10 protein-coding genes are annotated in these 16113 nt (G+C 34.0%); 1 reads left to right on the top strand and 9 read right to left on the bottom strand.

Going from position 1 to position 16113, the window contains the following annotated elements:
* Nucleotides 1-101 precede the first annotated feature (101 nt).
* On the top strand, nucleotides 102-551 hold the full coding sequence (locus DFQ09_RS16055) for a hypothetical protein (protein WP_115812154.1): 450 nt from the start codon (nucleotides 102-104) through the stop codon (nucleotides 549-551).
* Between the two features lie 59 nt (nucleotides 552-610).
* Here DFQ09_RS16055 and DFQ09_RS16050 read toward each other — a convergent pair whose 3' ends face one another.
* The 9 genes from DFQ09_RS16050 to DFQ09_RS16010 form a co-directional block, all read right to left on the bottom strand.
* Nucleotides 611-1624 (bottom strand): LacI family DNA-binding transcriptional regulator, encoded by a 1014-nt coding sequence (locus DFQ09_RS16050; RefSeq protein ID WP_115812152.1) that lies wholly within the window; start codon nucleotides 1622-1624, stop codon nucleotides 611-613.
* Between the two features lie 268 nt (nucleotides 1625-1892).
* The gene (locus DFQ09_RS16045) at nucleotides 1893-3482 is read right to left on the bottom strand and encodes a T9SS type A sorting domain-containing protein (protein WP_115812150.1); all 1590 of its coding nucleotides are present in this window, start codon (nucleotides 3480-3482) and stop codon (nucleotides 1893-1895) included.
* 1004 nt (nucleotides 3483-4486) lie between these two features.
* Nucleotides 4487-5395 carry a glycoside hydrolase family 17 protein gene (locus tag DFQ09_RS16040; protein WP_115812148.1) on the bottom strand — a complete coding sequence of 303 codons (909 nt, stop codon included), beginning with the start codon at nucleotides 5393-5395 and terminating at the stop codon, nucleotides 4487-4489.
* Nucleotides 5396-5417: 22 nt separating this feature from the next.
* Entirely contained in the window at nucleotides 5418-6830 is a 1413-nt protein-coding gene (locus tag DFQ09_RS16035) for an MFS transporter (protein ID WP_115812146.1), read from the bottom strand.
* A gap of 6 nt (nucleotides 6831-6836) precedes the next feature.
* A complete protein-coding gene (locus DFQ09_RS16030) occupies nucleotides 6837-8342 on the bottom strand; it encodes a glycoside hydrolase family 30 protein (protein WP_115812144.1) in 1506 nt (501 codons plus the stop codon).
* Nucleotides 8343-8494: 152 nt separating this feature from the next.
* Nucleotides 8495-9559, bottom strand: coding sequence for a glycoside hydrolase family 2 TIM barrel-domain containing protein (locus DFQ09_RS16025; RefSeq protein ID WP_115812142.1), 1065 nt, complete (start codon nucleotides 9557-9559; stop codon nucleotides 8495-8497).
* Nucleotides 9560-9561: 2 nt separating this feature from the next.
* Entirely contained in the window at nucleotides 9562-10854 is a 1293-nt protein-coding gene (locus DFQ09_RS16020) for a glycoside hydrolase family 17 protein (RefSeq protein WP_115812140.1), read from the bottom strand.
* A gap of 15 nt (nucleotides 10855-10869) precedes the next feature.
* Nucleotides 10870-14331 (bottom strand): hypothetical protein, encoded by a 3462-nt coding sequence (locus tag DFQ09_RS16015; RefSeq protein WP_115812138.1) that lies wholly within the window; start codon nucleotides 14329-14331, stop codon nucleotides 10870-10872.
* A gap of 181 nt (nucleotides 14332-14512) precedes the next feature.
* A complete protein-coding gene (locus DFQ09_RS16010) occupies nucleotides 14513-16096 on the bottom strand; it encodes a glycoside hydrolase family 16 protein (RefSeq protein WP_115812417.1) in 1584 nt (527 codons plus the stop codon).
* Between the last annotated feature and the right edge of the window lie 17 nt (nucleotides 16097-16113).

The raw sequence follows: 16113 nt of genomic DNA, 5'->3' as shown, positions 1-16113 counted from the left end.
TATAGCAACGATGTACGAAGATTAATCAATAAAAGATATTGATAATTCAGCTAAATTACTATTTTCGTATATTAACATAAATTAACACTAAAACCAATAAAATGAAAAAAGTTGTATTAAGTTTAGCACTAGTTGCTGTATTAGGATTATCATTTACGTCTTGTAGAGAAACTAAAGCAGAAAATACTGAAGACGCTATTGAAGACGCAATGGATGATGCAGGTGATGCATTAGACGATGCTGGTGACGCGATAGAAGACACTATGGATGACGCTGGTGACGCAATGGAGGATACTATTGATGATGCTGGTGAAGCTATGGACGATGCTAAAGATGCTGCCGGTGATGCAGTTGATGGCGCTAAAGAAGGAGCTAATGACATGGCTAATGATGTAAAAGATGCTGCTAACAACGCAGTTGAAGGTGCAAAAAAAGCAGGTACTGACGCCGTAGATTCAGCTAAGAAAGCAGGTACTGATGCAGTAGACTCAGCTAAAAAAGCTGGTGACGATGCTGCAACTAAAGCTGCAGATAAAGTTAAAGGTTTATAAGACCTAACTTCCTAAAATAAAAAGAGCTTGATTTTATCAAGCTTTTTTTATGTCTTTTTTTAAAATTCAGTTTTAGACGATTCACTTAGCTTTAACTCACTAGGCACAACAATAGTTTGCATTTTTAAATTTTCATCTTTAATATTATCGATCAATAATTTTGTAGACATCTCGCCTATTTTATGCGCTTTTTGATGAATAATTGAGATTTTTGGACTCGATAATAATTGGGTATGCTCGTAACCAAAACCAACAACTGATAAATCTTTAGGGATTTCTTTACCTAACTTCTTAGCCATATTAATGGCCACAATTCCTGTAACGTGATCTATAGATAGAATCGCATCAATTGACGTATTTTGTTCTAAGTAATCATATATTTTCTTTTCAACATCTGTATCCATAGCATTATCTAATTTTAAAATATGAAGCTCTAAATTATGATCTTCTAATGCTTTTGTATACCCACTTATTCTAAGCTGACCAACACTAAGCTCTTCAATATTACTTACTAGAAGAATATTTTTACGTTGTTCTTTTACTACTAAATGCTCAGTAGCGTCGTACACAGATTGAAAATCATCTACTATTACTTTATTACACTCAATATCATCTACGACTCTATCAAACATTAAAACAGGTAATTTACTTTTTATAGCAGACTTTATATGATCGGTTTGTTCTTTTACTTGGCTCTCTCTTGCTACAGCTATAATAAATCCATCAACACTTCCGTTTGCTAAAAGATCCAAACTTCGTTTTTCTTTGTGCAACGTTTCGTTTGATAAACAAACAATAATATCATAATCATTATTAGTTGCTGTTTTTTCAATACCGTGTAATACTTCAGCAAAGAATGGATTGGTAACCGTCGGAAGAATGACACCAATAATTTTAGTTTTATTCGTTTTTAGTTGCTGCGCTATTCTATTGGGTCTATAGTTTAGCTTTGTGGCCAACTCCTTAACTCGTATCCTTGTGTTTTCACTAATTTCATGACTGTCATTTAACGCTTTTGAAACTGTAGAAACTGAAATATTCAACAGTGCTGCTAATTCTTTGAGTGTTGTCATTTTATTATTTTTTTAATTCTAAAGTAAGGGATCTATTACTACTTTCACAAGCTAATTATAGCATCATTATTTGATGCTGATGTAATTTAATATTAAAATAGTTAATACTACAAATAATACAAGCTAATTAAAGTAGACTTTTTCAATATTAATAAGTAATACTCAATTATACATCACTAATTTGAAAATATATAAAGTTAATTCATAAAAAAAGCGTGTTTAAATACTATAAACACGCTTTTTGTTAAAAATAATCTTGCTATTAATATTATTCTTTTATAAGCTTTACACTTTTTGAACCATTAACACCTTCAACTCTAGCAAAATAAACACCAGATTTTAATGAAGACGTATTAATTACAGCTTCAGTTGCATTTGGTTTTACGACACTTACTTTTTTACCTAAAATATCAAATACAGTAATAGAGTTAATTGTTGTATTACTCTCTATATTCCAGTTATTTTTAGTTGGGTTAGGGAACACCTTAAAAGCAGTTGTTTCAAAATCAACTGTACTTAATGTACAATCATCACCGACTTCGTAAGTGAAATATTTGGTTACTGATTGACCACCTGCGTATGCAAATTTACATGCGTAGCTAACCTCATCACCAACAGTTAAATCATTTATCGTTGTTGAAAATGCTCTATCTCCAAGACTAGTCATAGGCACCTCATTAAAAGGTGATTGTCTCCATAAATAAGCAACTACACCTGCTTTATCATCTAGTAGCTGGAATGTAAACTCGACACTAGTACCTGTAGTAACAAAAGCATAGTTATAGCCATCTGTAAATTCACCTTGTTGCGCCTCATCTGTTTGGCCTGCACAATCTGTATTAACAACCGGTTCTGGTTCTTCCTCTTCTGCATCAGCACCAGGTGCTAAAATATCATCAAATAAATACGTTCCAATAACCGCTGCAGAATTTCCTAAACCTGAATCTACAAAAATTACTAATTTACCATAAGACGATAATCCTGAACCAAAATTTAACTCAATATCATGCCAGTCAGTTCCTGTTGTAGAAAACTCTAATTGTACATCACCACCAGCGGTTGCTTGCTCAAGTTTAAAAAGATGATCATTTACTTCTCCAGGAGCTGCTGTAGTTGATCTTACTCTAAATCTCATTGTGTTATTAGCATCATCGGAAAGATCAAGAGGTGCAACGAAAGTTGCCTGAGCATGATCCCAATCTCCACCAGAACCTATAACCTGTAATACATTATTTGTGGCATCATCTGGATCTGTAACGATACTAACGGTAGCATCACCACCAAGCATCATATCATTAAAGTCATCACTAAAATCTACTGGTAGACTAAATTCAGGAAGTATAGATGTATGAGATGCTCCTGCGATATCATCAATTAAATACGTTCCTACTGCTGTATTAGCAGAACCAAAATCAGTAAAAATAACCATCTTCCCATAACTTCCAAGACCAGCAGGGAAATCTAATGAAATATCCTTCCACTGATCATCTTCTGTTGTAAATACTAATTCAGTATTTGGACCAGTACCATTTTCAAACTTTAATGCATGTGTATGCACACCATCATCAGCAATGTTTTTAAATCTGAACGTAATTGTATTATTACTGTCATCAGATAAATCTAAGTTATTAGCAAAAAGAACCTGAGCATTATCCCAATCGTTACCACTACCTGTTATTGATAGTACATCGTTAGTTACATCATCTGGATCAAGCGCATTTGCAATAATAACCTCAGGGACATCGCCTATAATTCCATGTAGAGTTGGAACACCACCATCGGTAAAAGTAAATGGCAATTCTTGACTGTAACCAAAGGCTCCAATCAGCAAAGCAAACAAAAAAGTAATTTTTTTCATAATTCTTATATATTAGTTTAGTTAAATAGTTCAACATCATCGTTCATTACCTGTTTCTATTAAACATTTTTAATGATCTTAAATGTTGTTAAAACCAAAACTAAGATGAAACATTAGTGATTCCTAAAAAAATCACCGTACAAAAAACATACACCGCAATAAAACCTTGATTTAATTAAGAGTTTAGCAATTATAGCGTAGGTTTTAACGTATTTAGAAGAATTCGTTAACATTCTAAAAATCAAACAAAAAACAACCTTTGTATAGGTAATGTTGTGCTCCATATATCACTATTTTAGCTAGACACAACTGTTAAAATAAATAGCGTCTTTATATACTAAGTTGTATTGTGATAAAATCAGAGTTATGTTCTAGAAGGGATCAAAATTCTCCCTTAATTTACCCACTCTTATACTTCACTGTCGCTTAATCGTTTAAAAAACGATTAGATAAATACTAAGAAATTAATCAACTATTACAATTCAAAAAAAAGAATCAACTTTCATTTTTAAAAACTAAATAGAAACTGTTGCGGACGTAAAATGTAGAACACATAAGTAGTTTACTTTTATTACAAATGAAGTTCTCATGTTTTAATAAAAATTTAAGGACTTACTAAACTACAATCTAAAAATGCGACACTATTAGAAAATAAAAAAAAGAGTATATAATTGTTATATACTCTTTCTAAATTAGGCTTAAAAACTAAATTAGGGAATTAGTTTTCAACTAATTTAATGGTCTTTATAAAATGACTTAAGTTAATTTTTGACTATAAATACCGTTTAATAATCTTGAAGCGTCAACTGTAATTTCTGATGCATTAGACGGTACATTTATGATTTGCTTACATAACGAATTAAACACTTGTGCTGTATTGGTAGTCCTGTTATTAGCATTAACATTCCAAGTTGAATTTAGAGGCTAAGAGTAGTAGATTCACAACTAACTAATTACGACGCCCATAGGTATACATTGGGTTAATTATACTTTTGAAGTCAACTTTAATATTTTAGAGTTTGTTTCTCATATTTGAGCTTCTCGTTTTTATCCCAAATTCCCCAATATGACCCTACATCTCCTTCTGTTCTAGCTTTCCAAGATTCATCAAAAGAAGAAAAAAAGAACATTTCAATCTTCTCTTCTTTAGACCATTTTTGAGAATTTAAAAAGTATTTAATTGCATTTTTTTCAGAAGGGAAAGCACCTTCTAAGTTGGTTCCTTTATTTGGCCAGCCTGTTTCTGTAATAATAACTTTTTTTCCGTTTCCTGCTTTTAGCGCTCTTTGGTACATATCCTTCATATATAATAATGAATAATCTTGGTCACAACCTTCCCAAAAAGGATAGCAATTTGCCAAGATGATATCGCAAGCTTCTGTAACGTTTGGACGATTAGAAAATTCATAATAAGCATCTACATAACCTACCGGTATATTTGTGCTAATAGATTGCTTAACGTTGTACATTTGCGCTAATAATTCTTCCTCGGTTAAATCACCACGATACATCACTTCATTACCAACAGCTGCAATATCAACATAGCCATGGTTTGCTAAATCAATTAACCCTTTTACTTCTTTTGCATTAATCGCTTTATCATCACCTAACCAAGCACCAACAAGTGTTTTAATACCATATTCTTTCGCAATCTTAGGTATAAGCTCATTACCGTCTGTACAAGAGAATGAACGTATCCATTTGGTATAAGGTTTTATGATTTTGATACGTCTTCTTATTTGCGACTCAGACAATTCATCACCTGGCTCTTGTCCTTCTAGATAAGGACTAAAGCAAAGTCCGTGAATTCCATCAGACAATACGTTTCTATATAATTCTTTTAATCCTTCTATATCTTTATCAGCATAATCGATAGATGCTAATGCTAGAAATTTCTCTTCTCTTAAAGACATAATACAATATTAGGTTACTTAGTTAAATAGTCGTTTTACGTTGATCTAATTCTGCTCTAATTTCATTAGCGCGTTCTTCTGTAAGATCGTAATTACGCATAATATACATGGCTAAAAGTGTACCGACTATTGGTAATCCTGAAAAGAATAAACGTAAACCTGTAATTGCTCCTTCTGGCTGTACTTCGAGTACAGAATCGAATCCTATAACAGTCAAAATTGTACCACTTAATCCACCTGCAATTCCAAAACCAAATTTTACCATCCACCAGTATATAGCACCGAAAACTCCTTCTCTACGTTTCCCCGTTTTTAACTCATCTAAATCAATAACATCTGCTGTCATAGACATCATAAGGGTAAATAATCCACCGATTCCAAAAGAGAAAAATGGTAATGCAAATAAAAACATATAGGGTTTACCAGGGATAAACAGAAACCAGAGCATAATATACCCTATAACAGAAACACCTTGTGATACCATAAAGGCCTTTTTCTTACCTAAAACTTTCGACATTTTAGCCACTATTGGAATTACTAAAAACGTCGTCACCAAAGCACCAATGCTTCCAAATAAAGTAGGCCAAATACCTGCAGCTGTAGCATCTCCATTAAAGAGGTAATACACAATGATAAAAAATGTAAAACTAGCTACGGTATTAAAAGCATTGAACACAAAAAATGTAGCAAAGCAAAGCTTTTTAAAAGGTACTGATTTAAAAGCCTCAACAAAGTTACTACCGATTTCCTTTAAGCTACCACCAATATTTTTAAGCGTCAGCGGGGAATAATCTTCATTGACTGTTGATCTACTTTTAATAAAAATAGCAGGAACCATTGCGCAAATTGCAAATATAATGCCGACCCAAATAGCCAATTCTCTTACAGCCACATCTGCCGACGGATACCATTCTGGATCATACATAATAACCCAAAACCAAGGAGCTATTACCCAAGCCCATTGACCAATCCATTGTGAAACTGCCATGATACTCGTACGCTCATGAAAATCATCACTCATTTCATAACCCATTGCTACGTAAGGCACGCTAAAAATGGTTAAACCCAAATAAAACAGAAACGATGTCAATAAAAAATACCAAAAATTATAATCGAGCGAACTCTCTCTAAATAATTGCCACATAATGATAAAGGCAATCCCCATAATTATAGCCCCTATAAAAACATATTGTCGTCGTCTTCCCCAACGCGATTTGGTATTATCAGAAATATACCCCATAATTGGATCTGTAATAGCATCAAAGATTCTTGGAGCTAGTGATACCACTCCCCACATCCAACCTGGAAAACCTAAATCCTTAACTAAAACCACAATGAATATACCAATAACAGCTGGAAACATTTGGTTAGCAAGCATACCTAATCCAAAAGCGATTTTCTGGCCTAAAGGAACTTTATTGGCTATGGTAGACATAATTATTTAGTTTTTAGTTGGAATTATTATTGTCTGAATAGCTTGTTGATTAATGTTCACACTTACCGTTTCCTCCCCTAGAGTCAACCTAAAATCTTTTGAGTCTTTACCTTCATTAAATATGACTACAGCAATAGTTCCGTCTAGGTTTTTAGCTGCAGTAACCATTAGATCTTTATCTGCATTATCAACTCCAATAACTTCTGCTCCTGGTCTAATATATTTACTAAAATGAGCCATAGTGTAATACAATGGAGTAAAATAAACGGCATCTGCATCTGGATCTACAATTACCGGTGCAACACACCAATTCTCGAACCAGTTTGGACCACCTTGACGGTCTAAAACCATGTTCCAATCTACCCAACCATCTACCCAATTGTTTAGGCAACCGATGATATCTCTTGCATAGCGATTAACAGGGGCATATTTAGGGTGTAAGTATTTCTTGTCATCTTCACGCCAATCATAACCCCAATCTGTAGCTTCTTTTTTCCAATACCAAGCATCATCTTGCCATGCAGGAATTTCTGAATCGATACATCCTTCAGTTTCTATTAAGTATTTTTCTGGTGCTTTTTCATGTGCATATTGCAATTCTTCAGGAAAATAATCATACGTGCTCTCGTACCAATGAATAGCTAAACCATCAAAATATTTTGAAGACGCCTCATCTTTATACATTTCATCTACCCATTCCTTTATCCCTTTTCTATTCTGGTCGTATCCAAGGATATTCACCTCCCCAAAACCATCAGCTTCTAATTTTGGTCCTAAGTGGTTTTGAACAAAGTCTGTTTCTTCTTCTGGTGAAAAGTGCATGCTTTCCCAATTATTCCCATTTCCGTGTGGTTCATTAACTGGTGTTAAACCCCAAATATCAATACCTTCAGCCTTATAAGCATCAACATATTTAGAAAAGTAAAGTGCGAATGCATCGTAATATTTTGGCAATAGCTTTCCTCCAACATACGCGTTGTTATCCTTCATCCATGGTGGAGATGTCCAAGGTGATGCTATAATATGAAAGCCGTCTTTAGAAATAGCTTGAGCGTCTTTAATCATTGGAATTAAATCATCGCGATCCTCTTCGATATTGAAACTTTCTAATTCCACATCATCTGCAACAGGTGCATAGGTATAGTTGCTTAATGAAAAATCACAAGAAGCAATATGTGTTCTTGTTAAAGAATAACGTGCACCATCTTCACCAAAATAAGCTTGAAGAATGGTATCACGGTTTTTCTTACTTAATTTATTTAATAAATAAGCCGACGATTCTGTAAACGAACCTCCAAAGCCTGTAATGGTTTGAAACTTTTGCTCTGGCAATAATTTTATCACCGCTGAAGAATCTACTTTAGAAAACTCCATAATTCTAGTTAGTTTATTTCCACTTTCGGAAGTTTCGTAAACTTCAACATTTAAGCTTTTACTTTCTTTTTTTTCGGAAGTACAACTCATTAAAGTTAGAATTAAGAGTGGCAATATGCTATATCTTGATGTTTTCATATCTTGATTTTGCTTTAGTTAATTGATTTTTTTTAAAAAATTTTAGAGCGTTCTTAAAAAACACCCTTCAAGTCCCCTCAAGGGGACAATCCGAACGTTTAATAATGAGGTTTTGCAATCTTATTAAGTAGTGTAATTAATATTCAAATAAATTATTCCTTATTTACATTCGTATAAATGTCTTTTACAACGTCAAATACTTGTTTCTTGTTTCTATCAATATCTACAATACCCCAAAATTCTTCATTCGGACTACCGTCAAAAGGGACGCCTGTACTGTTTGGTGCTGTACCACCTGTATCTTGTACTTCATTGTTTCCGGCTTTCCACCAGCCATCAGTAAATTGAAAAAGCGTCACACCAGAACAAATATCTTTACCATTAAATGTCGCTTTCAAAATAATTTCTGTTGCATCAGCTTGCGCTAATTCATTGACGCCTTGCTCATAACCATCATTAGCTATTTGCATATAGCTATCTGCACCAGTTTCTGCCAAATACATAGGCTTTTCACTCACTTCTTTCCATTCTTTTAAAATGGTTTCTGGTCTTACTGATCGGTAAACATTCATTCCCCAAACATCAATATTCGGACTCATAGAACGCGCTAATTCATTTGGTAAATCACCATGAGCCGTAGCCACTGGATGCGATGGGTCATTTTCATGAATTACTGCAGCAGCATCATTCATTGCTTTGTACCAATTCTTAACATCACCATCAAACCATTCGGGATGATAGTTATATTCATTCCCTAATTCCCACATTAATATGGCATTATGGTTTTTATATTTATTTACATAATCGACAAAAGACCCTGAGAAAATATCATTTTTACCACCTTGCTTGTACCCAAATCCGATAATCACTTTTAGTCCTGCTTCATTGATTTCATCAAGTACACTTTCTTCTTGAATTGGAGAATAAACTCTGATGGTATTGATACCTGCTTCAACCATTAATTTTAAATCTTGAGTCAGCGTACCAAAATCTCTTTTGACCACGCTTCCCTTTGGAACTGGGTGATAACAGATGCCTTTTATTAAATAAAATTCATCATTCACCAATAATTGTCTTCCTGAAACTGATACCACATCACTAACAGAAACCTCATCAGCAACTGACGTTTCTTCTTCTGATATAGCTTCTTTTTTTGTGTCGTTTTTACACGACATAAAAGCCATTAAAACAACAGTTACGAATACGATTTTTTTCATATTTAGTCTTTTGGATACTTTGTATTTGGAACTCGTACGTCTTTCATTAAGTCATCGAGGTTGCCATTGTAAGTTTTGGTAATTGGTTTTCCATTTCTAGCTAAACCTTCAAATATGCCCTCATCAACCCTATCCCATAATGGGTATTTAGCTTCACCTTTTAAATTGATTAAACCAAAGTGATTTTCCGAACCTAATGGATTCTGAGCGTCTTTCCATTTCTCATCAAAAGCTTCAAAATAGAAACAAGAAATTTTCTCTTTATTCGTCCACGCTCTTAAATGATTATAATACAACCCGAGTTTATATTCGTCAGTCGCTCTAGAACCATCTTTTCCGTAATGACCATTAGACGTGGACGCCCAGCCCGTTTCTCCGATATGTATAGGTTTATTTACACCAATACTTGTCATGTAATTTGAAACACTATCGTACTGCCTTTTTGCAAAATCTAAAGCTCTTAGCATGGCTGCATCAATTTTTTCTTTATCAGAAAAATCAGCTTCGTTTTCAGGAACTTTCCAAAAATCAGAATTGTAATGCGATTGATGGTATGGATAAGTATGCATCGAAATATAATCAACGGCGTTGGCTATTTTCTTTAATTCTTCTGTATGGTACATTGGATCTCCACCACCCCATGAAGAAAAATCGTCTGAGCTGGTAATCCATAAGTCTGCCGGTAATTCTCCTGATGCCTTTAAATCTTGAAGATGATTAACCCACTTTAAAATAATCCATGGTTCTACATAATAACTTGTAGCCCATTTTACCATCGCTTCATTTCCGACGGCTAGGACTTTTACGATGTCTGAGTATTGCTTAGCCAGGTCTACAGCTGTTTTTACCTCAACAGGATTTCGTTCGCTTTCTGCATTATGATTTGGCTCTCCATTTTCCCAATTGAACGCATTTTCGCAATCAATCCAAATACCGAGCATCACATACATTTCGAAAGTTTCATCTTCCTTTTTAAGTTCTGTAATGGCTTTAAGTACATTTTCCGCATGTGCAAAATGAACATTATAGGTTCTTAACACTTTTACTCCCATGGCACTGAGAATTTTCATATCCTCCTTAAGCTCTGAAAGCGTAGGTTGTACTTCTCGCTGTTTTTCTCTATAGCCTCCGTAAGAAATCGCTAAATAGTCTGGATTTCCTAATATGTCTTTTGCACTCAAAATTTGCACTTCTTTAACTGGTTCTGCGTTATCGTCTTCCTTTTTTGCTTCCTTACATGAAAAAACAAGTAGCATCACAAAAACATACACCGCTAAATTTAAACTCTTATTCATGCTAAATTCTTTAAATTATTTCTTTACTGACACTATAATTTGATCGACGTTTCCTGTTCTATTAAAGATGCTTTCACTTGTTTTTACATCAAGTTTTAAATCATTAAATTCTGATGTAGACCCATCATTATTTAACACTTCAATTTTATTTATAGTTGCGCGTTTGTATATAATTGGCACTTGGCAGTACGTAAAACAAAGCGAATCTTTTTCTAATTGAATTGTCTTTAATTCTTTATTAATGTTTGTATAATAAAAACTTTTTGAGTCGCTTAAAAACTCTTCTGTTCTTAAAAGTCTTGGATTAAAAAAGAGTTTGCCATCTTTAACAAAGACACCTAATTCTCCAAAACGACATAACACATCTTCTTTAACCTGACCTGTCATGCCAGGTTGTTGCGCTCCTTTTCCACCTGGTGTGTGCGAATAAGGATCGGTTGGAAAAGCTCCATATAATTCTGGTGATTTATGAGCACCGATACCTTCGTTTATTTCGTAATAATGCTCTAATAACCTCCCGATAGTTTCTTCGCTTTCATTATTGGCTACAGCTTTTAAACCGTTTTCTTGTGTTGCTAATAATAATTTAGAAACCATGTGCCAGTATATAGACCCTAAACCTTCGTAACCATAAAAAGTACCTGAACGCCCTGTAAAGGATTTATGATCGAACATGTCTTCAAAAATGTCTAATACTAAAGATTTTTCAGCTTTAATCAAGCTGTTGTACTTTCCTTCTGGCAGTTCCTTTAATGCCGCTTTTAAACTATCTGCATTATTAAAATTACCGTTAAAATGGTACTGACCCGTAATGTCTTTTTCAATAATCTGCGTATTGTGATCAGCGATTAATTGTTGTAATAATTTTGAATTTTCTACAGAGGCAGTAGGAATATTATTTTTATCTACAAAGCGCGATAATTCCTTGTTTGGGTATAAGATATAACTGTACTGATCTTCTCTAAATAAAGCACTCGCTTTTAAAGCATCTAATACACTTAAAGCGTCTTTTGGCTCTAAATAACCTGAACTTAAAACAGCGACCTGACCTTCTAACATTTCTGGCAAGTACGAAATTGATACTTCTGTATCACTCTTAACCGTCATTAGATTATAAGCATGATACAAGTTGTCTGTTCTCTTGTTTGCTTTGATAGTATGGTCTAAATAGTGTTTTAAAACTGTAAAGAATTCTAATAAATTTTCTTTAGAAATTGATTCTTTATCACTGGTAAAACCTGCTTCATAGATTTTTAATCTATAATCGCTACCCGCAGACCCCAATCCATCTAAAATTGTTTTTCTTTCTGTGTCTGAAACGCTACCAGATAGTACGCTTTCATTATCTTTTAATGTTGATACAACACCGTCAAAGAAAGCTTTTAATTCTATTGATAACTTGTATTCAGTCTCTGATGACTTCTCAACAATACCTTCAAAGAAATTGATAAATCGCCTTAAATAATATAAGGTTACCATAGAGACCCCATTACCAACTAAAGCGTTGTTGGCATCGTTCCACTCTGGTCGCTGTGTATTTAACCAAATTCCTCCTTCTGGAATGAAGTTAGACACTTTAGCTAAAACCGTAGCTAAAAGTTTTTCGATTAAATTGACTTTATGGATGAAGTAATTTTCATCTCTTAATAAAGCACCATCTGCACCTAATCTCTCTTTTACTAAGTTAATTTTATTGTGTAATTCGTAATCGAAATTAATAGTGTCCTTTGGATTATTTAAGGTGTCTTGATAACTCTTAATTTTGTAAGGGACGTTTGCATACACAAAAATATCTTGTGTGAAACTGTCTGATAATTTATTAGGATAATGATTTTCAATAAACTCTAAAAACTTCAATAAGTAGATGATTTGATGATCTCCCCAATATCCGATATAGGACCATGGATCATCTTCTTCTATAGCTTCCCAATCGAATCCATCTTTTGTAACACGGTAAGGATTGTACCCCTCAAAAGTAGTGGCGTTAAAAAACTTATGAATCATCCCTTCCATAAAAGCCGGATATGAATGTGCTAATGTCTCCCAGTTTTGAAAGATATCTCTCCAGTTACCTTCATAATCTAAGATTTTAGAACCATCAACTTCACTACGTGTATTGATAGAAAATTTGTTCCAAGGTCTACTTGGATCTCCATGCCTTCTACTAAACTTTAATGGTAAGTACTCGTAACACAAGCGTTTAAAATTACTGTCATTATCGTTATCTGCAATCGCTTTTATTACATCTACATTAAAAACTTCTGGTAAATTATTTAAGATATCCTCCTTACTCTTTGACACTTTTACATTGGCCTTAGCCATGTAGTTTACAAAATCTTCTTTTTCAATTTTGTAGTCGTTATCAAAAATTCCACCTCTCATGATGTTGAAAAGTGTATTGGCGAAATGTCTCGTATTTCTTAATTGATCATCTCCGAGTTGAATACCATCTGAAGCACCAACCAATTCTAAAAGATGCTTTGTACCAGCATCTATATCTTGCTGCACTAGTTCTTCAAGATTAGTATTGCTTTTTAGTTTTTCAGAAATATTATTAATTGAGCTTATCGTTTGGTTAACTTCTGCAACAAACATCCAACTGCGTTCTCCATTTGCTTCTAAGCTTAAATCCTTAGAAATGAAGTACGCGCCTTTTTCTGCTCTTATATCTTTTTCTTCAGTAATCGTTTTACCGTTTCTAAAATTATCTAACTGTAATGACGATATTAAATGTGTAGGTTTGTCTAAGCCAGTAGACCAAACGGTATTCGCTTTTAACGCTTCACTTGGTTCTGCTCGATCTACAATTATGGCGCTTAATGCAAAAATCCCGATTCCGGAATCTGCTTCTAATTCGCACTTTTTATACGCATCAATTAAGTTACTTGTTGCATTTTGAAAATCTGAAGCTAAGCCATAAGGCAAGATATTTTGAATACCATCTAAGATGGTGATCTCAACTTCTTTGCTTGAATTATTTAAGATATTAGCTTTTCTAACAAAACCAAATTGGTCACTAGAATTCCACTCGTATCTAAACGTAAGTTCTAAATCGTCATTAATTTCTTCAAAAACAACTTTATTCCCAAAACTATTTTTATAAAGATTTCTTTTGGTAGTATAGACACCTTGATAGCGATTTGAAAACGGTTCCCACAAAAACGTCTTACCATCTTTATGAACCTGAACGATCGTTTTACTACCTGTAGTCTCTAATGATTCCGTTATTTTATCATCTGTATAATATGGAAATAAGGCATTGTTTGCATTTTTTCTACCAGCAGTTAAGGCACCATTACTAGAAATAAATAACCAATGATTTGAGTTACTTACTAAACTCATAAAAAATGGTCTCATTTTATCACTGTTAGAGATTTTGTAATAATCTTCATTATGAAGTTTTACAAGTTCTCCGTTAACTTCAAAGTCATTATTTGAAGCTATTTTATTTCCGATGTATATGGGATTTTTTGTCATTGATAATTTAATATTCTAATCGTATGTGTTTTTTAATATATACTAAACATTAATGTTAACTAAAATGAATGCTTAGGTTCTATCCTACTAGTAAAATTGATCGTTTAATAAAATTTTTAAAAGGTCGAACCATTAGCTCGACCTTTTAAAACAACTAATTCAAACAAATATTTATTCTTTATTATTGATATACTCTTATATAATCAACTTCCATTGTATCTTCTGTAAATGCAGGATCAATATCTCCTCCTAAAGTCCCACCCATTGCGACATTCATTATAAAAAAGAAGTCTGCGTTAAAAGGGAAATCAGGATTATTAGTTAAGGTTACTACAGGCACATCGTCAACAGTAATTTTTATTGAAGCTTCATTCCATTCTATACCATAAATATGGAATTCAGTAGCTGTATCCGCAACATCCAAAGATTCACCATAGCTAGCATTTGCATTGGTTCCGTTATCAAACCAATGGAACGTTCCTAAAGTTCTACTTTTATCCCATCCTACTTGCTCCATAATATCCATTTCTCCACAAGCTGGCCATCCTACAGTCGCATTGTTAGCGCCTAACATCCAGAGTGCTGGCCAAGTTCCTTGAGCAGAAGGTAATTTTGCTCTAATTTCTACTTTACCATACGTAAATTCCTGAAGGCCTTCAGATTTAATTCGTGCAGATGTATAGCCACCATTTCCAGTCGCTTTTGCAGTAATTTTTAAGAAACCATCTTCTATTATTACATTTTCAGCATTATCTGTATAGTTTTGAAGCTCTTGATTTCCCCAACCACTAGCACCAGTACCTAAATCGTAAGTCCAATTTGCTGGATCAGGTGCTCCGTTTGTATCAAATTCGTCAGCCCAAACTAATGCATAATCATCACCAGCTTCCTCTTCAGAAGTTAATATTACAAACCATGCGTTGGTATCACCACCAATAATTTTTAGCATCATTTCTGTAGCTGATCTTTCTAAAATTTGATAGCTATGATTACCACCAACATAAAAGCCTAAATACCCTTTATCTCCAAAAGACAATGTTTCTTGCCCACCAGGAGCTGTTAACGTCCAAGTATCATCAAAATTAGGTAATGGGTAACTTTCATATTCTCCACCTGGATTTGCTGTCCACGGTGTTCCAAAATCTTGATCCATAGGTCCACTTTGTCCAAAAGCAGTATCATTAGTAATATAATTAACGGTTCCGTCTGAGTTAAATACTATTCTATCATCATAGACTCCTAAACCAACCTTGTCAAAAGGAGGAGCAGCCCACCAATCTGGCGTTACAGCATCCGCTGGACCAACACCTAAGTGACCTGCAGTTTCAGCTTTAACTCGCCACGTTTTAGAACCATCGCCATATAACATCTCTGTTAAATCTGCAGGAGGAGAATAATCTGCAAACACCTCTACATCAATAGTTTTAGACGTTGAATTACCAGCAGTACCAATTGCTACAACCGTTACAGTATAAGTATGTACACCCTGTGTTGTAAAATCAAGAGATGCTACCCCTAAAGGAGCAAGCACTTGACTTCCAACCTTAGAATACTTAAAAGTAATTGCATTATCTGCCGTTGCAGTAAAATTAACTATACCAGTTCCATCCCCATAAGGGTTCTCGGCATCTAGTCCCACTATTTCTGCCGAAACTTGTAAGTTGGAAGGAGAAGTTATTTCTCCAAATTCGTAGTTTTCTTCTTCACAACTTACCATTAACGTAAGTGATAGGAAAAAAAGCATTACATATTTTAAATTTTTCATGTTATTCATGTTTTTCT

This window comes from Winogradskyella pacifica (genome assembly GCF_003386275.1).
GTDB classification, from domain to species: domain Bacteria; phylum Bacteroidota; class Bacteroidia; order Flavobacteriales; family Flavobacteriaceae; genus Winogradskyella; species Winogradskyella pacifica.
Note: the sequence above shows the minus strand (reverse complement) of the source record. Positions and strands in the feature narration are given on the sequence as shown.

Coding starts and splice junctions, on each gene's coding strand:
- DFQ09_RS16055 (WP_115812154.1), top strand. CDS start 102: ATGAAAAAAGTTGTATTAAGTTTAGCACTAGTTGCTGTATTAGGATTA.
- DFQ09_RS16050 (WP_115812152.1), bottom strand. CDS start 1,624: ATGACAACACTCAAAGAATTAGCAGCACTGTTGAATATTTCAGTTTCT.
- DFQ09_RS16045 (WP_115812150.1), bottom strand. CDS start 3,482: ATGAAAAAAATTACTTTTTTGTTTGCTTTGCTGATTGGAGCCTTTGGT.
- DFQ09_RS16040 (WP_115812148.1), bottom strand. CDS start 5,395: ATGTCTTTAAGAGAAGAGAAATTTCTAGCATTAGCATCTATCGATTAT.
- DFQ09_RS16035 (WP_115812146.1), bottom strand. CDS start 6,830: ATGTCTACCATAGCCAATAAAGTTCCTTTAGGCCAGAAAATCGCTTTT.
- DFQ09_RS16030 (WP_115812144.1), bottom strand. CDS start 8,342: ATGAAAACATCAAGATATAGCATATTGCCACTCTTAATTCTAACTTTA.
- DFQ09_RS16025 (WP_115812142.1), bottom strand. CDS start 9,559: ATGAAAAAAATCGTATTCGTAACTGTTGTTTTAATGGCTTTTATGTCG.
- DFQ09_RS16020 (WP_115812140.1), bottom strand. CDS start 10,854: ATGAATAAGAGTTTAAATTTAGCGGTGTATGTTTTTGTGATGCTACTT.
- DFQ09_RS16015 (WP_115812138.1), bottom strand. CDS start 14,331: ATGACAAAAAATCCCATATACATCGGAAATAAAATAGCTTCAAATAAT.
- DFQ09_RS16010 (WP_115812417.1), bottom strand. CDS start 16,096: ATGAAAAATTTAAAATATGTAATGCTTTTTTTCCTATCACTTACGTTA.